Origin of the sequence: Mycobacterium sp. ITM-2016-00316 (assembly GCF_002968335.2) — a bacterium.
Taxonomy (GTDB): Bacteria; Actinomycetota; Actinomycetes; order Mycobacteriales; family Mycobacteriaceae; genus Mycobacterium.
Genome location: NZ_CP134398.1, coordinates 153,340 through 174,554 on the forward strand (window position 1 = coordinate 153,340; position 21,215 = coordinate 174,554).

Here is a 21,215-nt window from a genome sequence, read left to right on the forward strand (position 1 = left end):
AACGGAGTTGGGCGGTTCTGCCGTCTGCGTGGTGTTACCAGTCGGCCTCGTCGAAGCGGACGACGCCACGGATGTTGTTGCCGTCCAGCATGTCCTGGTAGCCCTGGTTGATGTCTTCCAGGCGGTAGGTGCGGGTGATCATGTCATCGATGTTCAGCAGCCCGGACTTGTAGAGCGCGGTCAGTCGCGGCGTCTCCACATGGGAGCTACCCCCACCGAAGATGTTGCCTTTCAACGTCTTCTGCAACATGGTGAACAGGAACAGGTTTAGCTTGACGTCGGCGTCCATCATCGAACCCATCCCGGTCACCACGCAGGTGCCGGTCTTGGCGGTGAGGATCATCGCCTCTTCGATGTACTCGCCCTTCATGGTGCCGACGGCGATGATGACCTTGTCGGCCATCAGCCCGTGGGTGACGTCGATGACCGGCGCTATCGCCTCGGCCATGGTCGGGTACACGTGCGTGGCGCCGAACTTGATGGCCTGCTCACGCTTCCATTCGTTCGTGTCGATCGCGATGACCTGCTTGGCCCCCGAGATCACCGCACCCTGCAACGCGCTCATGCCGATACCGCCGACGCCGACGATGATGACGGTCTCGCCGGGTTTGACGTCGGCGACGTTGGTCGCCGATCCGAAGCCGGTGGGTACCGCGCAGCCCATGATGGCCGCGGTCTCGAAGGGGATGTCATCGTCGATCTTGACCACGGAATCCTTGTGCACCGTCATGTACGGGGCGAAGGTGCCGAGCAGGTTCATCGGCGACACCTCGTGCGATCCGGCATGGATGCGACTGGTGCCGTCGGCGATGGCCTTGCCGCCGAGCAGCACGGCGCCGCGGTCACACAGCGAGCGAAACCCCTTCAGGCATGGCGGGCAGGTACCGCAGGCCGGGATGAACGCCAGGATGACGTGATCACCCTCGGCGATACCGGTGACGTTCTTGCCGACCTTGGTGACTACACCGGCGCCCTCGTGGCCGCCGAGGGCGGGCAGTCCGATCGGGGTCGCGCCGGTGGTGATGTGGTAGTCGGAGTGGCACATGCCGGCGGCGTGCATCTGGATCTGCACCTCGTCGGCCACCGGGTCGCCCAGATCGATCTCGTCAACCTTGAACGGCGAATTGAGCTCCCAGAGCAGGGCACCTTTGGTCTTCATGGAAGCCGATAATAGAACACGTTCCAGATCGGCGCCTTTCCCGACTGTGAACTGCAGGTTTGCCGGCTTTCTCTCGTCATTCCCGTCCGCCCTGCGATGAACCCGGCCGCTCAGGCCGGTCTACCCGTAGGAGTACCGACAACCGGAAGAAAGTGCATACCGATGACTCAGATCAGTGCCCGCATAGTCCCCAACCTGTGGTTCGACCGGCAAGCCCTCGAGGCCGCCGAGCATTACATTGCCGCCTTCGGCGGCAACGGCAGGATCATCGGCACGACGCCCGCACACCCGGGCGCCCCCTCTCCGCAGGATGTGCCGATGGTCGTCGAGTTCGAACTCGACGGTCAACCGTTTGTCGGGATCAACGGCGGTCCGGAGTTCACCTTCAGCGAGGCCGTTTCACTGGAAGTGCGGGTGAAGGATCAAATGGAACTGGACCGGATCTGGGCCGCCCTGGTCGACGGTGGTGAGGAACAGCCCTGCGGATGGCTGAAGGACAAGTACGGCTTGTCCTGGCAGATCACCCCGACGGCGTACTACGACCTGATGACGCGCGGGGACGCGCAGGCCAAAGAGCGGCTGATGAACGCGGTGATGGCCACGTTCGGCAAGTTCGATGTGGCGGCACTTGAGGCGGCTCACCGGTCAGAGGGTGGGCGGTAGACCGAACTTCTCGAACAGCCTGGTGTCCAGGAACGCCACCACATGGGTGATCCCGGCGCCGGTGACGTCCAGGACGTGCAGCTGAAACGCCTCGTGCACACCGGTCTCCGGGTTGCGCAGGTACATTCCCGCGGCGGCCTGGCCGTTGGCGGTGGTCGACACCAGTCGCATGTCGCCCGGGCGTTCGGCCGGGCACTTGTCGCGGGACAGGGCTCCGATGGCTGTGGGCCCCACGTACCAGCTGTCGAACGGGGGCATCTCCCAGATGGCGTCGTCGGTGAACAGCTTCTCCAGCTTGTCGATGTCGTAGGCCTCGAAGGCCGAGATGTAGCGCGTCAACAGCTCCTTCGCCTCGGGGGAGTCCGGAGGGGTCAGCGGCTGATCCTCGCTGGGGCCGATGGCATCGAGTTGGGCGCGGGCCCGCTGCAACAGGCTGTTGACCGCGGCCGTCGACGAGCCGACCGCGTCGGCCACCTCGGCGGCTCGCCACTGCAGCACATCGCGCAATACGAGCACCGCGCGCTGTCGCGGCGAGAGATGTTGCAGGGCAGCCACGAAGGCCAGTCGCACCGATTCGCGAGTGCCGACCACTGCCTGCGGATCGGCCGGATCATCGGCATCGGGCAGCGGTTCCAGCCACGGAACCTCATGCCGCTCATGGATGTCCGCGTGCGGATCGGAACTCGGCGTACCCAGGCCCGAGGGCAGCGGACGGCGTTGTTTACCCTCCAGCGCGGTCAGTGAGGTATTGGTGGCTATGCGGTACAGCCAGGTGCGCACCGAGGATTTGCCTTCGAATCGGTCATAGGACTTCCAGGCGCGCAGGAATGTCTCCTGGACCAGATCCTCGGCGTCGTGCACCGACCCGGTCATCCGGTAGCAGTGCGCCAGCAGCTCGCGCCGATAGCGCTGCGCGTCGGCGAGGAACGCATCTCTGGAGTCGAATTTGTCATCTACTGCTGTGAGGACGCTCACGATGGCGAGCTTACCGACCCCCACCGACAAGCGGGATGCATCGCCGGTTGCAGATAGGCTCGTCGGGTGGCGACAACCCGCAGTGAGCGCAGTTTCGACGGTGTCGGCGGTGTGCCGATCCGCTATGACGTGTGGACGCCCTCGGCGGGCGGGAGCGAAGCGACTGGGGGATCAGGGCAGCCGGCTCCGAAAGGTGTGGTCATCATCTGCCATGGCTACGCCGAGCACGCCCGCCGCTACGACCACGTCGCGCAACGGTTCGGCGAGGCCGGACTGATCACCTACGCGCTGGACCTGCGCGGGCACGGCCGCTCCGGCGGCAAGCGGGTGTACCTCAAGAACATCTCCGAGTACACCGAGGACTTCCACCACCTGGTCGGGCTCGCCACCGCCGCGCACCCCGAACTCAAGCGGGTGGTGCTCGGGCACAGCATGGGCGGCGGGGTCGTCTTCTCCTACGGTGTCGAGCACCCCGACGATTACGCCGCGATGGTGCTGTCGGGCCCGGCCGTCTACGCGCAGGACGGGGTGTCCCCGGTGATGACCGTGGTGGCCAAGGTGCTGGGCGGTCTGGCCCCCGGGCTGCCGGTCGAGGATCTGCCCGCCGATGCCGTCTCCCGTGACCCCGAGGTGGTGGCGGCGTACGAGGCCGACCCGTTGGTGCATCACGGCAAGCTGCCGGCGGGTGTCGCCAAGGCGCTGATCGGTGTCGGGGAGACCATGCCGCAGCGGGCGGCCGCGCTGACCGCGCCGCTGCTGGTGGTGCACGGCGGACAGGACAAGCTGATTCCGGTGGCAGGCAGTGAGCGGCTGGTGGAATGCGTCGGGTCCACAGACGTCGCGCTCAAGGTCTATCCGGAGCTGTATCACGAGGTGTTCAACGAACCCGAACGTGCCGTGGTGCTCGACGATGTCACTTCGTGGATCGAGACCAGACTGTGAAAAGAGCTGCCCGTCAACTGTTTACCCTGCTATTTGCCACCGTGCTGGTCGCCGGGTGTTCCTCCGGAGAACAGCAGTCCACCCAGCAGGGCTGGGTGGAGGACGAGGTGTCCTTCACCGATTCCTCCGGTCTGACCCTGCACGGGACCTACCGGCACCACGGTGACGACTCCGGCCCTGCCGCGCTGCTGATCTCCGAGAGCGGCCAGACCGACCGCAACGGTGACAACGCGGTGGCCGGACCGGTGGGCAACATGCGCCAGCTCGCGGAGTATCTGTCCGAGAAGGGCATCGCCTCACTGCGCTACGACAAGGTCGGTACCGGCAAGACCGGTCTGGGACCGTATGCGCAACGCCCGGCCGATGTCGGCAGCGCCGCCTATTCGGCGGGCGCCCGTGCCGCGGTGCGGTACCTGGCCGGCCGTCCGGGCACCGACGGCGCGCGGATCTCCGTCTACGCTCTCGGCGAGGGCACCATCCACGCGATGACACTGGCCGACGACCTCGAGCCGGACGCTCCGAAGATCCACTCGCTCGGGCTGTTTCAACCGCTGCCTGGCCGCTACCTCGACATCATCACCGACCGGGTGCGGGTTGACGTGGACGCCGCGGTCGAAGCCGGAGCCAAGACACCGGAGCAGGGCAAGACGGTGCTCGAGGCCTGGGCCGGGGCGGTCGACGAGGCGCGCACCCGCGGCACCGCGCCGGCACAACTGCCCGACGGCCTCGGCGCGATTCTCAACGCGGGCAACGTGAAAGCCGTCGTCGAGGCCGACGCCATCGATCCGCTCGCGCTCGCGGCGAAGACACCCACCGGCACACCGGTGCTGTTGACCTGTTCGGATTCCGACGGACAGGCCAACTGTGAGTCCGTCCGTCCGTTGACGGCCGCGCTCAAACACACCGCGCTGACCGTGGTGGACCTCAAGGGTGTCAACCATGTGCTGCGTGACGACCCGTCCGACAACGTCGCGAACTACGCGAAGCCGGGCCCGTTGTCCCCGCAGTTGATCACGGCGCTGGACACCTTCGTCACCAGATAGAGCGCGCCGTCTCAGAGCTGATCGATCTTGATGAGACCGTCCTGTAGTGCACGCGCAACGAGTGCCGCCTTGGTGGGCGCCGGTCTGCCGGCCGCGGCGTACTTCGCACGGACGCGCTGCACCACCGTGCGAACCGTTGCCGCCGAGATGTGCAGGCGAAGCGCCACCGAATCCTTGTTGTCGTCGAGGATCCAGGCGATCAGCACCTGTCGCTCACGCAGCGTGAGGTCCGGGCGGCGCCGCGGTGAATCGGGGGGAACATGCTCTGGTGAGCTCATGTCAGCCGACTCCCCTGCGCCCAGCTGTCGGTTGGCCCCTACGCTGTCTCGGCTCTGGCTTCCTCACGTTGACCCCCATCCCGTGCCGAAACAGTAACGGCACTACGTGTTTGGTGACCGGTTCCAACCCCCCGCAGGCCGCCTACCGCTTCGTCGAGCGTGTGCAGGTCGTGACCGTGTTCCGTTTTGTCCCAGAAGTGACGCATCCGGGGATTCGCAAGTTCGTAACACGCTTTGGCCAGCGACATCACCGTCAGCATGGGCCAGATGCCGGTCAGCACGACCAGCATGTACTTCACAGTACAGAAACCTTCATTTTTCGTCGCAGCAGCCACGTGTTGTAGGAAAAGCGCGAAATTGCCGAAAACCAGCAACAACACACCGAGGTAGAGCAAGGGTCCGGGGAACAGCTCTTCGATCACCGGAGAGCGGGTCGAGAAGTAGGCGATCGTGAGCGTCCAGGACAGTGCGCTCAGCAGAATCGACAGCGGGGTTCCGATCAGGAACAGGACGTAGACGAACCAGCGCAGGGGGCCCATCCGGAGCATGGTCTGGATGGGGTTTCGGGTGAAGATGAGTCCGGTCTGGATGTATCCCTTGAGCCAGCGCGACTTCTGGCCGATGAGTGCGCTCACCCGGGTGGTCGCAACCTCATTGGTGACACTGTCGAGCATCGCGATCTTGTAGCCGTGCAGTGCGAGTGCGCCGGCGAGATCGGCATCCTCGGTGACATTGAACATGTCCCAGATGCCGGCCCACTGCACCCCCGGCGGCTGTTGTCGGGGATCGATGCTGACGCGGGTGAGCAACTCCAGCCTGAAATGGTTCGACGTGCCGCCCAGCGGCGGAATCAGACCCAGCTTGGCCATACCCGGCAGCACCCAACAGAAGTGCACCAGATACTCCACCCACATCAGGCGCGACACCCAGCTGCTGGTCACGTTGGAGAACTCAAGTTGAGCCTGTAGGCACACCACTTGGGAATCAAGCGTGTCGTAGGCCCGAAACATGCCGACGGCCTTGAGCAGCTGGTCCGGCTCGGGGCGATCCTCGGCGTCGTAGATGACGCACAGTCGGCCCGCCCGCTCCTTTCTGGAAAGCGTGCGCGCATCCTCAATCGCCTTGTGCGCGCCGAAGTTCAGCGCGCGTTGCTTGCCGTAGGGCTTGACGTCCGGGATCTCGACGACCTCGAAGAAGTCTGGCAGTTCCAGTGCGTCGGCGGCGGCGCGGGTGCCGGGATCCCGATCGCGGGACTCCACGAGAAGCTTGACCTTGAGCCGGTGCTTCGGATACCGCAGCGCCGACATACCGCGCACCATCGGCTCGACCATGTTCGCTTCCCGGAACATCGGGATGAGGACGAGATAGTGCGGCAGATCGGCGTCGTCGACTTCCGGCACGTGGTAATCGGGGTATTGGTACCGCGTCGAGGCGTACCAGAGTCCCATCTTCAGCAGGATCACGAAGACCGCGAAGAAGATCAGCACCGTCGCCACGATGACCTTGGCGAGGGTGAGCGGATTGAATACGAGCGCCGCCGCCGTGAGCGCCAGCAGGGCCAGTATGCAGGCCAACTGACCGGTGCTGATGACCGTCGCCGCGGTGTGCCGAATCGGGTTGGAGTTCTTCATCTTGAGCATCGGTCAGATTCCGTCCTTGTAGACGACGTACAGGTCATTGCTGAACACCTCGTGGTAACCGTCCAGCTTCGGAGTCCCCGACAGCTCGCGGTAGGTCTCGTCGGCGCCGTTGCCCCCGCGCATGACGATCCACCGGATCCGCTGGCCGGGTGGGTTGCTCAGTGCGGGATCCCACTTTTGATAGCTGCCCTCATAGACGTTGTTGGACAGCCCGATTCGGGCGTGGAACAGTATTGATTCATTGCCGAACGACTCGATGAGGATCACTCCACCGTCATAGTGCTCACGAAGGTAATCGCTGGTGGATACCGCGGTCTCGGGGAAACCGGTGCTGCCTTCCAGCGCGGTCACCACGTGGGTCGGTCCGCCGGGCAGCAGTGGTAGCAGTGTGCAGGCGATCGCCGCGCAGAGTCCGGCGATCGCGGGACGCCCGGGCAGCAGGCTGACCAGATAGGCCAGCAGAATCGCGGCAGGCACCACCATCAGCAGGCCAAAACGCACGTTGTACAGATCCTGGGTGAGCTGCTGGACGTGGAGCGGCCGCTGCCCGACGGTCAACGCGAAGACGAAGAACGGCGCGATGGTCAGCAAGCCCAGCACCGGCAGCACCTGCAGCGACCGGCGTCGCACGACCAGCACGACCACGCCGACGATCGCGGCCAAAACGACGGCGATGCCGAGGTTCTCCACCACTGCGTACCAATAGGTTTGGGCGGCCACCACCGGGCGACCCACCGCGACCTCACCCTCGCCGACCCACAGCGACGGCTTGGCATACTTACCGCTCTGAAAGTTGAGCGGATTACCGAATATCAGCAGATTCCAGCCCATCCAGAGCGCAATGGCCGCTCCGGCCAGAAAAGCGAAACCCAGCGTGATGCCGACGACTGCCTGCCGTCCGTACTGGCGCCACGCCACGAACGCCACGATGGCGCCGATGACGATGGTGAGCGGCCACGCCTCGTAGCGCGTCAGGCATGCCACGAAAGCCGCTATGGCCGTGGCGAACAGATACGGGTACTTGCGGGCGTGATCCTCGGCTTGGATCCACCGCAGCAGATAGTAGGTGGCGGCAGCTATGGCGGCGAAGAGCAGCAGCTCGGTCATCGGCGTCGACTGCATGTAGAGCACATTGGGATTCAGCGCGAACACGGCAAGTCCGGCGAACGCCGGAATTTTGCCTTGTGTCAAAGCGAAACCGGTCTTGTATACATAGACGCATGCGATGACATAGCTGACCATGCTGACCGCCGCGCCCGCGAAACCGCTGTAGTAGAACGGCGTGATCCAAATCAGCGGTAGTGCGAGGATATGTGGGAGCGGCAACCACACCCCGCCCAGCTGCGCGAAACCCGCGGTCGGACTGTTCAACGTGCGGGCCGCGATCTGCAGGTGCGAGATCGAGTCCTTATAGCCCAGCGCCATACCCTTGCTGAAGAAGTAGGCGTAGGCGCCCAACGACATGAGTGCCGCGCCGAGCGCCACCCACCGAACAGTGCGGTCTCGGGGGGCGGTCGGACTGTCGGCCCGGACTGCGGGTGCCTCGGTGCGGTCGGTGATGGTCACGTCGCCTCCGAACCGATCAGCGGGAGAGCGGGTGCCGGTGCGATGGCCTCCGGAACGGCGACACGGTGGGTGGCCAGGTCACGCCGGACGGTGTACAGGTCCATGAACGATCGGACGACGACCTTCGGTTGTAGCCCCGACTGGATGCCGCCGGCCCGCGGATAGTGCGGGACCGGTACCTCGACGAACCGGTGCCCCTGCTGGTGCAGGCGTGCCAACAGTTCGGGCGAGATCGCGGCGAAGTCGCTCTGCAGCTGGTCGGCGACGGCGGCGACGGCGGTCCGGTGCATCAGCTTGAATCCGCAATCCACATCGGCGGCAGTGAATTTGAGCGCCATCCGGCTCACCCCGTGCCAGCCGCGCCCGGCTAGGCGCCGGGCGAGGTTGTCGGCTCGTTTCACCCGGATTCCCAGAGCGACATCGACCTGATGTGAGAACGCGGCGACCATCAGCAGCGCCAGATCCCCTGGATTGAACTGGCCGTCGGAGTCGCAGTAGGCCACCCAGTCGTGGCCGGTGGCCAGTGCCGCGGTGAAACCCGACCTCAAGGCCCTGCCATAGCCGTGGTTGGTCTGGTGCGTCACGACCACCACGGGGTAGCTGCGCTGGATTTCCGCGAGCACCGAGGCGGTGTCATCGGAGGACCCGTCGTCGACGATGATCACCGACCGCTCGGTGATCGCGGCCCGGTCGAAGAAGTCGTAGGCCATGGCCACGACCTGCGGAAGATTGGAGGCCTCGTTGAAAGCGGGCATGAACAGCGCGACACTTGGCGAGGCGCCGGGATTGGCAAGCGGCAAAATGTGCATATCGGTTCTCTCCGGGATTCGAGTTGACTTCCTTTGTTGTTCCTTCTTGAAGACGAACAGGTGGTTCATCAAGAAAGTCCACATGGCGCTGGCGGCATTGGCGCACAGCATCGCCAGCCAGATCTGCAGGCCGGCCTCGGCCAGCAACCAGAACACGCTGGCATTCACCGCGACCACCGACAGCAGTGCGCTGGCGTTGAACTTCAGCCACTGCAGTGCGAGGCGTTCGGATTGGCGGCGATCCGCCCAGGTGAACGCCTGGCTGAGTGCGAAATTCAGCTGTGCCGAGATGATGAAGGCCAGCACGTCGGCGATGTAGAGGTGCAGGATGTTGTCCAGCAGAAGCAGCAGGATCAGCTGCACAAGGAAGCAACTGACCCCGACGATGGCGAACCGCATGATTCTGGACGGCAGGGCAAGACCGTCTGACGTCTTGTCTTTCATGGTCATTCGATTTCCCCCCACGCTGTTCCGGATTCAGACCAGGGCCGGGATGCCGGCGAGCGAGGTCACGGTGACGTTGTCGAACGTCGAGGTACTGAGTGCAGATCCGTTGTGTGAGGTCACGAAGAGGCCGACCTCACTGGTTGCTCCGAGCGCGACCGTCGTCGAACCGATCGAGGTCCAGTTGACGCCGTCGACGGACACCTGGCCGGTCACGACGTTGCCGGACCGGGTCAGCTTCAGCCAGGCATCGGGCACTGCGTAGGCCGCGGTACCGGTGTCCCCGGTGAAGTTGTGCTGGAACGTGATTCCGTGCTCGGGGGTCACCGCCAGGAGTGCGTAGTCGCTCCCCTGTGCCGTCGAGTGCTTGACCATCACGCCGGACTTCGCCCAGCCGTTGGTCCCGATCTCCTGAGCGGTGACCCTGGCGATGATCTCGCCGTCACCGGTCAGGGTCTGGTGCACGAAATGGAACTGGTCGGCGGTGCCCCAGATGTCATCGCCGGCACCGTTGAGGGTGAACGTTCCCCCGGCGTAGCTCGAGGACCCGGCTAGTTTGGGGGCGCCGATGTCACCGGCTGTCCAGGGCGCCGGCAGGCCCGCCGGTGCATTGACTGACTTGGTGAGGCTCACGTTGTCGAAAGTCGCAGTGCTCAGCTGGGAACCGTCATGGGCGGAGACGAACAATCCGACCAGCGCGGCACCGTCGAGATCGACCGTCGTGGAGCCAATCTCGGTCCAGACGACACCGTCGACAGAGGTGTATCCGGTGAGCGTGTCCCCGAGTCGCTGCAGCTTGAGCCAGTTGGCGCCCGATGCCGTGGCCGGCTCGGCGATACTGGTGTCGAAATCGGCCTGCAGGTTGATGCCGTTTGCGGGAGTCACCGCCAGCAGCGCGTACGCCGAGCCCGCCGTTGCCGACTGCTTGATGATCAACCCCGCCTTCGCCCAGCCGTCGGAGGTGCCGGTGAACGACGTCACCCGCGCGATGATCTCGCCGTCGCCGGGCAGCGTCTGGTAGCTGAAGTGGAACTGGTCGGCGGTGCCCCAGATGTCGTCGCCGCCGCCCGTGAGGGTGTGGGTACTCCCCACGATCGTGGTGCTGCCCGCACGTACCGGTCCGCCGACGTCCTGGCTCGTCCACTGCTTGTCCGACAGCACGCTGACCTGGTCGAAGGTGGTGGTGTTCAACGTGTCGAAGCTGTGCGACACCACCGCCAGACCCGCCGTGACTGAACTGTTCATGACCAGTGTCGTCTCTCCGACCTTGGTCCAGACGATGCCGTCGGCCGAGGTGTACCCCCTGAAGACGTCACCGACCCGCTCGAGTTTCAGCCAGGCGTTCGGGAACGTGTACGGCGCCGAGCCCGCGTCGCCCGCGAAGTTGCACTGAAAGCTGATCCCGTTCTCCGGGGTGACTGCCAGCAGCACGTACTTCGCCCCGGCTGCGGCGGACTCCTTGATCATGATGCCCGACTTCGCCCAGTCGTCGGTGTCGGTCTGCGAGGTCACCCGCGCGATAACCGTGCCGTCTCCGCTGAGTGTCTGATGGACATAGTGGAACTCGTCGGTGGGACCCCAGATGTCACCGCCTGCAGCGCGAATCGTGAAGACACCGTTGACGTAGGACGAATAACCCGCGACTGATGGATGGCCGATGTCGACGCCCTGCCACGGTGCAGGCGCGGTGGTGAACGTGTCGTAGTTGATCGTGTACGTGGCGGCAGCGCCGGGGGTGACGATGGTGTGGCTCTGTCCCAAACCGTCGGACCAGCCGTTGAAGACGAACTGCCCGCCCGGCACGTACTGGGGCGAGACCGCCGCGATGACCCGCTCGACTCCGACGACGGCCTGCTCGGTGTGTGAACCCTTGTAAGGGATTCCATCGATGGTGAACACCGCATCGGGATCGTTGGCCCTGATGGTCAACGCCACCAGGTTGGGCGTGATCTCGACCGAGCGTGAGGTCGACAGGCCGGTGCTGTCGGTGACCGTCAAGGTCAGGACGTAGGACGTGGTGTCGATGTTGTCGGCGCCGCGCGGGATGGTGATGCTGCCGGTCTTGCCCACGAGGTCGTCACGGAAGGGGTGCACATGGTCGGCGTGCTTGAAGACCACCGACCACGAGTAGGCACTGTCCGGCAACGTCCCGTCCTCGGCGTCGGTACCGATGCCGCTGAAGGTGATCACATCGCCCGCGTCGTACTTGGTGACGCTTGTGGGGGTGAGGATCTGGGCTGTCGGCGTAGTGCTTCCGACAACGATGCGCTGGGTGACCTGGCCGGTCTTGGCGCCGTCGCTGACTGTCAGCGTGACGGTATAGGCGCCGACGACGTTGTATGCCTTGGACGGGTTGGCGACCACGGCGGTGGTGCCGTCGCCGAAGTCCCAGGAGTAGGTCAGGGTGGTTCCGGGGTCGGGATCATTGGAGCGAGCCGAGGAGAAGTCGATGGCCAGCGGTGCAGGGCCGTTGGTCGGGGTGGCGTCGATGACGGCGACCGGTGCCCGGTTGCCGCCGGAGGGTGCGATGACGGACAGCTCGCCGGGGTAGATGTTCAACTGGTAGATGTTGCCGTCGGGACCCTGCGCCAGCTTCACGGCCGTACCGGCCTGATCATCGAACATTCGCTCACTGATGAAGCTGGTGTAGGTCGAGTCGAAGGTGAGTTCCTTGATCCAGCCCAATGTGTAGTCGGCGATGAAGACCTTGTTCTGGTACTCCGCACCGAAGGTGCTACCGGTGTAGGTCATGACGGCGGTGATCGAGCCGGCCTTGGCGGGCGCGGGAGTGTGTGCGTAGGTGTAGATGGGGTTCGCGAATGAGCAACCATCACATTGGCCTTCGGCGAGCGGCCAACCGTAGTTCGCCCCGCCGGTGATGACATTGAGTTCTTCCCACTGGTCGCCGCCGACATCGCCGGCGAGCATTTTGCCGTTCGGCGTGAACGTGAACCGGAAAGGGTTGCGCAGCCCGTAGGCCCAGATCTGCGGAATGGCACCCGGTGTGTTGACGAAGGGGTTATCTGCCGGTGCCGAGCCGTCGGGGTTCAGCCGGAGGATCTTGCCGTGGACATTGGACAGGTTCTGCGAGTTCGGATTGTTGGTGTTCATGCCCATCGCCCAGTACAGCTTGCCGTCCGGTCCGAACTGGACCTCGCCGCCGTGGTGGTAGACGTTGCCGGGCTGGTCGGATTCGATGAGCACCATCTCCGATGCGGGGTCGGCGTAGTGACCGACCACCGTGATGCGGGACAGTCGATCCCGGTTCTGTGCCGTGGTGTAGGAGACGTACAGATAGCCGTTGGTGGCGAAGTTGGGATCGACCGCGATGCCGAGCAGCCCGCGCTCCTCATCGGTGTCGGTCGGCAGCACCGCCAGGGTGATCAAGGGTTCGCCGTGCACGTGGCCGTCATGATAAAGCTTGATGGCGCCGCCCTTTTCGGCGATGAGGATGTCGCCGTTGGGCAGGAACCGGAAGTCGGTCGGCTGATCGAGTCCGGAGACCAGAGTGGTGCGCTCGAACTCGTCAGGCAGTCCGGTGCCATCTCCGGGATCGGCGCCGGGGTGGCCGGCGTTCGGGTTCTCGCCCGCAGGTGCGGCTGCCGGCACGGCGGCAAGTGGCGCCTCGATGCCGAGCATGTCGCTGAGGTTGCGGCGAACCCAGCCCAGCACCGCCCACAACAGGGGCGAGTTAGGAGGCATCGAGGTGTGGTTGGGTCCGATGAGCGGGGTCAGGATTGCGTCGAAAACGTTGAACGCCATCACTGCCACCGCACGGGGGACCGCCATGATCCTGGCGATCGGACTCGGCGTGGCCACCGACGGGGCCGTCGGTTCAGTCGTTGGGACCACAGGCGCAAGGGCCGACGAGCGCGGAGCTGTCGAGAGTGCGGCCTCGGCAGTGCTCGACGACAGTGACGCGGATCGCTGTGCCGTGCGGTTGCTGCTTACCGGCTCAACCGGATCGGGGTCGGATTCCGGTGGCTTGGTCGAATCATCGGCGCTGGTGGGGTGTTCGAGCTCGTCTTCGAGTTCACCGCCGTCCAGCGGCGCTTTGTCGCCGGAGACGTCATCAAGGTCTGTCACATCTGAGTCCGCCCCGCTGATCTCGGCGGAAACGAGGTCGGTATCGGTATCGGCGCCCGGGCCGGCAGACGGTACGGATCCGTCCGAGTCGGTGCCGCCCGATTCTGCTGTTGTGCTCGAAGGATGCTCCGCCTGGTTGGACGTCGAATCCTGGCTCGACGCGGGCGATGACTGCGATGAGTCCGAGGACGGCCCGGAGTCATCGGCGAGGGCCAGTACCGGATTTGTCGCGATCGCCCCGCCGATACCCAGCGCGACAGCCAACGCACCCACCCGGCCGATGGACCGGGGGAATCCGAAAGCCACCGGGTGAAGCATTGGTGACGCCTTTGCCACTTTTGCCTTGCCGGCATGCCGGCTCCCGCCGGGGGCAATCACTCGGCGTTTGCCCATCGGGTCACCGACTGTGGCGCCCGCGTGGGTGCTTGGCGGTGTGGACCGCGTCGAACGCCGGCTCGATGTGTTCGCCATATCTGCATCTCTCTTCGCAGTTCTCGACGATCCGCGGTTAGGTCACCTGATTGAAAAAACTATGACACGGAAGATTCAGCAAAGCTTGATGAAGAGCCCTCGCGGCGAGCAGAAGCTTGCATGTGAGAACACTGCAGATGCCGTTGGCAATCGCCACCCAAAATTTTGATCTTGAGAGAAGCGCTGTTTAACAGTGCATATGTCACACGAATGGATTAGAACTTCCGCTAACGCGCTAGGTGTGGGAAGAAGTGCCAAGTTGGTGTCTGGATGTTGGAGCCGGTTGCGGCAAGCCGAGGCTCCCGCAAACAGCAAATCTCACCGGTTTTTGACGCGGGGGGCAGTTTGAAGGACTTTCGAAGCGCGTCATAAACTGACACTACTTAACTGAATGGCGGTTTCGATGACGTTGTAGGCCGCCGCTTGGCCTTTGGCTACTGCGGGACCAGTCGTCGGTATTGTTCCGGAGTCGTCCGATGCTGGGTCGGTCGAAGGAGCTTGAACGTAGTTGCTGCGGCGGCGGGCGCACGGCGCGATCCGAGAGGTGTCGGGGTGCTCCCTTACTCTTGCGTCGTGGGTGAGGACAAGATGCTGGCCCGGATCGCGGCCCTGCTGCGCCAGGCCGAGGGCACCGACAACGTCCATGAGGCCGAGGCGTTCATGACCGCGGCGCAACGGCTGGCCACCGCGACATCGATCGACCTGGCAGTGGCCCGCGCGCATTCGGCGCAACGCACCGCGGCGCAGGCGCCGGTGCAGCGCACCATCACCATCGGTGAACCCGGCACCCGCGGGCTGCGCACCTACGTGCAACTGTTCGTGGTGATCGCGATGGCCAATGATGTGAAATGCGATGTGGCGTCCAATTCGACGTATGTGTACGCCTATGGCTTCGGCGAGGACATCGACGCCAGCCACGCGCTGTATGCCGGGCTGCTGGTGCAGATGGTGCGGGCATCCGACACCTATATCGCCACCGGGGCGCATCGCCCGACCCCGACGATCACCGCCCGGCTCAACTTTCACCTGGCCTTCGGTGCACGGGTGGGCCAGCGGCTGTCCGAGGCACGTGACGAGGCCCGACGAGCGGCCACCGAGGACACCACGCGCGCGCCGGGAACCGCGCTTGCGTTGCGTAACAAGGATCTCGAACTCACATCGTTCTACCGTCAGTCGTCCGCGGCGCGGGGAACCTGGCGGGCCGCCAGCGCATCGGCCGGATACTCGTCGGCGGCGCGGCGCGCCGGGGACCGGGCCGGCCGGCGCGCCCGGCTGGGTCCGAGCCAGGAGATCTCCGGGGCGCGGGCACCGCTGGAGGGCTAGTGCGCGACAGTCAGCGCGTGAAAGTTTATGCCGCAGAGGAGTTCGTGCGCACCCTGTTCGACCGCGTCGCCCAGCACGGGAACGGTTCGATCGATTTTTTCGGGACCGCGCTGACGCTGCCGCCGGAGGCGCGGTTCGCCTCCGTCGAATCGGTGCGCCGCTACGTCGACGATGTGCTGGCGATGCCCGCGGTGCGTGAACGCTGGCCCGGTGCGGGGCAGCTGGCAGTGCGGGCCCGCCGTGGGCAGACCGCCGCGCACTATGAATCCGGCACGATCGCGGTGCCAGCTGGGGACAGCACCTGGGCGCTTCGGGAGATGGTGGTGCTGCACGAGATTGCCCACCATCTGGCCGGGCCGGGTGCCCCGCACGGCAGGGAGTTCGTGGGCGCGATGACCGAACTGGCAGGCTGGGTGATGGGACCCGAGGTCCAGCACGTGCTACGGGTGATCTATTCGAAAGAGGGGGTGTCCGGATGACCGAGCCTGCCGCGGTGGACGAGTTGTTCGACGAGCTGCTGCACACCGAGGACGACGCACTGCGTGCGGCGCGGCTCTCGACCGGGCCGGCGGGGATGCCCGCCATCGAGGTATCCGCGCAGCACGGTCACCTGCTGACGCTGTACACCAAACTGACGAAGGCTCGCCGGGTGCTCGAAATTGGCACGCTCGCAGGGTATTCCACGATCTGCCTGGCGCGTGGGGTGGGTCCGCAGGGGCAGGTGGTCACCCTCGAGTACGAGCCCCGGCATGCCGAGGTGGCCGCGGCCAACCTGAACAGGGCCGGGGTGGCAGACCGCGTCGAGGTGATCGTCGGGTCCGCGCTGGAGACCCTGCCCACCCTGACCGGTCCGTTCGACCTGTTTTTCATCGATGCCGACAAGGAGAACAACCCGGCCTATGTGGAGGCGGCCATCGGGCTGGCCGCTCCGGGTGCACTCATCGTGGTCGACAACATCGCCCGCGGTGGTCGGGTGCTCGACCCAGCGCCCGAGGATGCGCAGGCCATCGCGGTGCGCGACACGCTGGCGATGATGGGGGAGCATCCGCGCTTGGACGCGGCGGCCATCCAGACCGTCGGTGCCAAGGGCTGGGACGGGTTCGCGGTCGCCATCGTCACCTGAACGATTCGGGATTCCACTCGGTTGCCGTCTGCGCGGCCCGCAGCGCATCGACGATGACGGACTCGCGGTGGACGAACCGCTCGGTGGGCGTGGGCACCGAGATCGCCACGATATGCCCACTCGGCAATCTCCGGGCGATACCGGCGGCGGAGATCCCGCCGGTGTGCTCATCGCGGTCGTAGGCGATGCCGGACTCGCGGATGTCACGGATTTCGGGTAATAGCGAAACGGGGATCTGGTCGTCGTCGAGCAGTGCCAGGGCGGCCTTGCCGTTGGCCGTGTCGTTGAGCGGGAAGCGTTCGCCGATCGCCGACACCGCACGTAACCGTTGCGTGGATTCGATCTGATCGATGAACCACATCTGCCGTCCACGGAGCACCGAGAGGTCCACGGTCTCGCCGGTAGCTGCCGCGACCCGCTCGACGACCGGGCGCAGAGCCGCCGCCAGATTCGCGCCGTCGGCGCTGGTCAGCCCGATGAGCCGGTCGCCGAGACGGTAGTGGCCGCCCTCGTCGACAGTGGCGAACCCGACATCGACGAGGGCGACCAGCAGCCTGCGCGCGGTGGACTTGGCCAGGCCGAGGTTGGCTGCGATATCGACCGGCCGCAGCACGCCCGGCGCAGTGGCGATCTCGTCCAGCGCAGCGGCGGCACGGCGTAGCGCCTGCAGCCCGTCATCGCGTCCGTCAATTTTGGTGTGGGGATGCTCTTCCGCCGGGGCCATGGTGTCACTATATTGATCCGCTATACGAATCACCAAGATTCGCATGACGGATCTCTTCGGGGGTGGAGTAATGACCGGTCGATACATTTTCCGCAACGATGACGGCTATGAGCGGGCCCGCGCACAGACGGTGTGGAACGCGCGCACTCCGCAGCGCTACCCAGAGGTCGTCGTGCAGGCCGCGGACGCCGACGACGTGGTCGAAGCCATTCGTTATGCCACGGAACGCGGGCTGACCATCGGGGTTCGATCGGGTGGGCACAGCTGGGCCGGCAGCCACGTCCGCGACGGGGGGATGCTGCTGGACGTCAAGGGGCTGGACCATTGCGCCATCGACACCGACACCCGCACCGCGGTGGTCGGTCCGGGGATGGGGGGCAGCGTGCTGGCCGAACTGCTGGCCGAGCGGGATCTGTTCTTCCCGGCCGGGCACTGCAAGGGCGTGTGTATCGGCGGGTACCTGTTGCAGGGAGGGTACGGCTGGAACAGCAGGGTGCTCGGTCCGGCCTGCGAGAGCGTGCTAGGCCTTGATGTGGTCACGGCCGACGGCGAGCAGCTGTACATCGACGCGGAACACCATGCCGAACTCTACTGGGCGGCAAGGGGTTCCGGTCCCGGGTTCTTCGCGGTGGTGACCGCATTCCACCTCAAGCTCTACGCCCTCCCCGCAGTCTGCGGTAGCAGTCTGTATGTCTACCCGCTCGACGCGGCGGAGGACATCTATCCCTGGGCGCGTTCGATCAGCAGCGAGGTCGATCGTCGGGTCGAACTGCAAATCGTGGCTTCCCGGTCCGTGCCGGGTGTGGGCCTGGATACCCCTGGGATCGTCATGGCCTCACCAGTTTTCGCCGATACCGAGCAGGAGGCGATCGATGCGCTGTCGCTGCTGGAGACCTGCCCAGCGCGGAGCAGGGCGATCGCCGCGGTGCCCTATGCGCCGACGGACCTGCAGACCTGGTACGCGGGTGTCATGACGAACTACCCCACGGGATACCGCTACAGCGTCGACAACATGTGGACCTCGGCGCCGGCCGAAGACCTGATGACCGGTATCCGGCGCATCCTGGCAACGATGCCACCGCATCCGGCGCACTTTCTCTGGATGAACTGGGGGCCGTCGCCAGAGCGGCAAGATATGGCCTACAGCTTGGAAGACGAGATCTACCTCGCGCTCTACGGGGTATGGGAGGACCCGGCCGACGACGAGAAGTACGGGGATTGGGCGCGTTCCAACATGGTGGCGATGCAGCATCTGCAGACCGGCATCCAGCTGGCCGACGAAAACCTGGGGCAGCGGCCGGCCGCGTTCGCCACCGCCGGGGCGATGAGCACATTGGATCGGGTCCGTGCACAGTACGACCCGAACGGCCGTTTCCACAGTTGGATGGGCCGCGTCTGATGTCGTATCTGGGCTATCGCGGTGGTGATGCGGACACCCCGTTCGGCGATTTCTTCAACCCGCAGATGGCGCCGCTGCCTCGCCACGTCGTCGTGGCTCTGGAACACGGGCGTCAGGCCGAACCAACACTTCCTGCATTCGATGATGTTGCCGCACTGATGGATCCAGGACACCAGCAGACCGAGAACGGCTACGGCACGCTGGCCGATGGCGGTATACAGGTCTCGGTACGCACCGAAATGGCGGATGTGACTCCGCAGATGTGGTCGTGGTGGTTCGGCTGGCACGGATCGGATTCGCGACGCTATAAGCTCTGGCACCCGCGGGCACATGTGTCAGCGAGATGGCTCGATGGTGATACCGATGTACGCTACGTGGGCCGAACCTCGCTGGTGCGTGAGTATCTCGGCTCCTCATACGCCAAGGCGGCGATTCAGTTCGTGGAGCCATCGGTGCTTGGCCTGGTGGTGCCCGACAAAGAATTAGCCGTCTGTGCGCGGCTTGGATCCGTCGACATCCCCGTCGACGTGGGCTGGCTGATTCACCACGTGAGACCTACTGGCGACGGCGCGGAGATGCGGTCCCGGTTCTGGATGGGCGGCAGGCACGTGGCGGTGCGGAACGGCCCCGGTGTCGCCGATCGAATGGTCCGGCCGATCGCCGCCCGTCAGCTTCCCGATCCGCGTGATCTACTGGTGCACTGCGCGCAGGAGATGAACCATCTGGCCGGGTTCCTGCCGGAGTTGTACGCCCGAATGACGCCGATCGAACCACCGCCGAACTGATCGGCTACTTGTCGGACCCCTCTTCTAGAATCAATGGTATGCCGCCGCCGACAACACCTTTCGCCGCACACGCACCTCGGGTGTCGCGGTTGGAGGTGTTGTTCGAGGAGATGGCGGAGTTGACCGGGCAGCGTAATGCGATCGATGGCCGGTTGGTGGAGATCGTCGCCGAGATCGATGGCAGAGGCACAGATGACGGGAACTCGTTGTGGGGTGCGACCGGCTGCCGTTCGATCGAGGCGCTGGTGGCCTGGAAGGCCGGTATCTCTCCTCGCAACGCCGACACTATGGTCGCCGTCGCGCATCGCATCGACGAACTTGCGCGCTGCACCCAAGGCTTGCGGGACGGGCGGGTGTCACTCGATCAGATCGGGGTGATCGCCGAACAGGGTGGCCAGGGCTGCGATGAGCATTACGCGGAGTTGGTGACGGTCGCCAGCGTGAGCCAGTTGCGCACCGCGGTCAAGCAGGAACCACGCCCCCGAGCCTGATCCCAAGCCCGAACCGACACGCAGGATCACCAAGATCGAGGGTGAGGACTCCACGACGTGGCGGATCACCCTGCCCAAGGTGGAGGCCGCGAAGTTCGAGGCCGGCCTGCAATCCCACCGCGACAAGCTGGTCGCGGACTGGAAACGCGACCACGATGCGACCGACAGCATTGATCCCGAGGACGGTAGCGCCCGGGTCTGGGACCAGGAGTCCACGGTTTCTGAGCAGGCGCCGCCGTTCCCGGACGGGGTGGATGCGTTCATGAGCCTGATCGAGGCCGGTTGGGACGCCGACGTGGCGCGGCGCCCGCACGGGCAGCACACCACCGTGGTCATGCACCTCGATATCGAGAAACGGGTCGCGGCCCTGCATCTGGGGCCGGCGCTGTCCGACGACGACCGCCGCTACCTGCTCTGCGATGCGACGTGTGAGGTGTGGTTCGAACGTCACGGCCGCCCCATCGGGGTCGGGCGGGCCACCCGCACCATCGGCCGCCGGTTGCGCCGGGCCCTGGAGCATCGCGACAAGACCTGCGTGGTGCCCGGCTGCGGAGCCACCCGGGGCTTGCATGCCCATCATCTGGTGCACTGGGAGAACGGCGGGCCGACCGAACTGTGGAATCTGGTGCTCGTCTGCCCGTTCCACCACCGCCTGCACCACAAGGGTGTCATCACCCTGACCGGGCCCGCCGAACAACTGAAAGTCACCGACGAAGACGGCGAAATACTCACCGACGCGTCGCTGGCGCGGCCACCCACCACGCCACCACCCGATGTCGAGCCCTGCCCCGGGCCACAAGGCGAACGCGCCCAATGGTGGTGGTACACGCCCTTCGCGTCACCACCGACATCGGCGAATTAGGCGGTTGCCGTTCGACGGACAGTTGCTGCGGGTATGTCTGTCTCATGTGGAAGGCGAGCCGGGACGTAGAGGCGCCCGCAGACAGGGTGTGGCGGATCCTCACCGACCTCGAGGCCTGGCCGCGCTGGGGACTGACGGTTGCCAGGGCCGAACTCGACGGCACGGCGTTCCTGCTGGGAGCGACCGGCCGGGTGTGGACGCCGGTCGGCGTCCCGCTGCCCTTCGTGATCTCCGAGCTCGATCCCGACCGGACGTGGGGATGGGATGTGGCCGGGGTGCCCGCCACCCGGCACGGCGTGCAGCCGACCGACGGCGGCTGCCGGGTCTGGATGAGTGCCCCGTTCTGGGCACCGAGCTATCTGCCGGTGCTCGAGCTTGCCGTGCGCCGGATCGAGAAGATGGCTCAGTAGATCAGCGCACCCGCTGCCGTCC

At 65.3% G+C, this 21,215-nt stretch carries 17 protein-coding genes and 1 pseudogene; 10 read left to right on the top strand and 8 right to left on the bottom strand.

The genetic code is table 11. The features are described from left to right. Positions 1-34: 34 nt before the first annotated feature. Positions 35-1,159 (bottom strand): NDMA-dependent alcohol dehydrogenase, encoded by a 1,125-nt coding sequence (locus tag C6A86_RS00730; protein ID WP_105363180.1) that lies wholly within the window; start codon positions 1,157-1,159, stop codon positions 35-37. A 162-nt stretch (positions 1,160-1,321) separates the two neighbouring features. Here C6A86_RS00730 and C6A86_RS00735 point away from each other — a divergent pair, with 162 nt between their 5' ends. Then, positions 1,322-1,822, top strand: coding sequence for a VOC family protein (locus C6A86_RS00735; protein ID WP_105363179.1), 501 nt, complete (start codon positions 1,322-1,324; stop codon positions 1,820-1,822). Here the strand turns inward: C6A86_RS00735 and C6A86_RS00740 are convergent. Next, positions 1,805-2,827, bottom strand: a complete 1,023-nt coding sequence (locus C6A86_RS00740) for a sigma-70 family RNA polymerase sigma factor (protein WP_105363178.1) — start codon at positions 2,825-2,827, stop codon at positions 1,805-1,807. The two genes, C6A86_RS00735 and C6A86_RS00740, sit on opposite strands and share 18 nt — an antisense overlap. 36 nt (positions 2,828-2,863) lie before the next feature. On the opposite strand from C6A86_RS00740, the gene C6A86_RS00745 reads away from it, so the two are divergent. Together C6A86_RS00745 and C6A86_RS00750 are read left to right on the top strand one after the other, a co-directional pair. Then, positions 2,864-3,739 (top strand): alpha/beta hydrolase, encoded by an 876-nt coding sequence (locus tag C6A86_RS00745; protein ID WP_105363177.1) that lies wholly within the window; start codon positions 2,864-2,866, stop codon positions 3,737-3,739. Then, positions 3,736-4,782, top strand: a complete 1,047-nt coding sequence (locus C6A86_RS00750; protein WP_105363176.1) for a hypothetical protein — start codon at positions 3,736-3,738, stop codon at positions 4,780-4,782. Before C6A86_RS00745 ends, C6A86_RS00750 begins: the two co-directional genes overlap by 4 nt. An 11-nt stretch (positions 4,783-4,793) precedes the next feature. Here C6A86_RS00750 and C6A86_RS00755 read toward each other — a convergent pair whose 3' ends face one another. From C6A86_RS00755 to C6A86_RS00775, 5 genes are all read right to left on the bottom strand, one after another. Further along, entirely contained in the window at positions 4,794-5,060 is a 267-nt protein-coding gene (locus tag C6A86_RS00755) for a LuxR C-terminal-related transcriptional regulator (protein WP_105363175.1), read from the bottom strand. A gap of 38 nt (positions 5,061-5,098) precedes the next feature. Next, on the bottom strand, positions 5,099-6,556 hold the full coding sequence (locus C6A86_RS00760) for a glycosyltransferase (protein WP_311100987.1): 1,458 nt from the start codon (positions 6,554-6,556) through the stop codon (positions 5,099-5,101). Positions 6,557-6,703: 147 nt separating this feature from the next. Beyond that, complete coding sequence (locus C6A86_RS00765) at positions 6,704-8,266, bottom strand: hypothetical protein (RefSeq protein WP_105363173.1); 1,563 nt, start codon at positions 8,264-8,266, stop codon at positions 6,704-6,706. After that, positions 8,263-9,525: a GtrA family protein gene (locus C6A86_RS00770; RefSeq protein WP_105363172.1), complete on the bottom strand. Its 1,263-nt coding sequence runs from the start codon at positions 9,523-9,525 to the stop codon at positions 8,263-8,265. The genes C6A86_RS00765 and C6A86_RS00770 overlap by 4 nt, the downstream gene beginning before the upstream one ends. A gap of 27 nt (positions 9,526-9,552) precedes the next feature. Then, positions 9,553-13,911 (bottom strand): PQQ-dependent sugar dehydrogenase, encoded by a 4,359-nt coding sequence (locus tag C6A86_RS00775; protein ID WP_233212990.1) that lies wholly within the window; start codon positions 13,909-13,911, stop codon positions 9,553-9,555. Positions 13,912-14,664: 753 nt separating this feature from the next. Between C6A86_RS00775 and C6A86_RS00780 the strand changes: the two genes are divergently transcribed. The 3 genes from C6A86_RS00780 to C6A86_RS00790 are packed head-to-tail and all read left to right on the top strand — an operon-like array spanning position 14,665 to position 16,522. Further along, entirely contained in the window at positions 14,665-15,399 is a 735-nt protein-coding gene (locus tag C6A86_RS00780) for a DUF2786 domain-containing protein (RefSeq protein ID WP_396835433.1), read from the top strand. Further along, the gene (locus C6A86_RS00785; protein ID WP_105363170.1) at positions 15,399-15,878 is read left to right on the top strand and encodes a TIGR04338 family metallohydrolase; all 480 of its coding nucleotides are present in this window, start codon (positions 15,399-15,401) and stop codon (positions 15,876-15,878) included. Before C6A86_RS00780 ends, C6A86_RS00785 begins: the two co-directional genes overlap by 1 nt. Then, on the top strand, positions 15,875-16,522 hold the full coding sequence (locus tag C6A86_RS00790) for an O-methyltransferase (RefSeq protein WP_105363169.1): 648 nt from the start codon (positions 15,875-15,877) through the stop codon (positions 16,520-16,522). The genes C6A86_RS00785 and C6A86_RS00790 overlap by 4 nt, the downstream gene beginning before the upstream one ends. Here C6A86_RS00790 and C6A86_RS00795 read toward each other — a convergent pair. Beyond that, on the bottom strand, positions 16,515-17,246 hold the full coding sequence (locus tag C6A86_RS00795; RefSeq protein ID WP_105363168.1) for an IclR family transcriptional regulator: 732 nt from the start codon (positions 17,244-17,246) through the stop codon (positions 16,515-16,517). The two genes, C6A86_RS00790 and C6A86_RS00795, sit on opposite strands and share 8 nt — an antisense overlap. A 70-nt stretch (positions 17,247-17,316) precedes the next feature. Between C6A86_RS00795 and C6A86_RS00800 the strand changes: the two genes are divergently transcribed. The 4 genes and pseudogenes from C6A86_RS00800 to C6A86_RS00815 all read left to right on the top strand — a co-directional run bounded on the left by C6A86_RS00800 (position 17,317) and on the right by C6A86_RS00815 (position 21,193). After that, positions 17,317-18,645 (top strand): FAD-binding oxidoreductase, encoded by a 1,329-nt coding sequence (locus C6A86_RS00800; protein ID WP_311100988.1) that lies wholly within the window; start codon positions 17,317-17,319, stop codon positions 18,643-18,645. Further along, positions 18,645-19,430 (top strand): DAPG hydrolase family protein, encoded by a 786-nt coding sequence (locus tag C6A86_RS00805; RefSeq protein ID WP_105364967.1) that lies wholly within the window; start codon positions 18,645-18,647, stop codon positions 19,428-19,430. The genes C6A86_RS00800 and C6A86_RS00805 overlap by 1 nt, the downstream gene beginning before the upstream one ends. Before the next feature lie 38 nt (positions 19,431-19,468). After that, positions 19,469-20,783: pseudogene (locus C6A86_RS00810) on the top strand (DUF222 domain-containing protein). Positions 20,784-20,827: 44 nt separating this feature from the next. After that, complete coding sequence (locus C6A86_RS00815; RefSeq protein WP_105364968.1) at positions 20,828-21,193, top strand: SRPBCC family protein; 366 nt, start codon at positions 20,828-20,830, stop codon at positions 21,191-21,193. Positions 21,194-21,215: the final 22 nt, after the last annotated feature.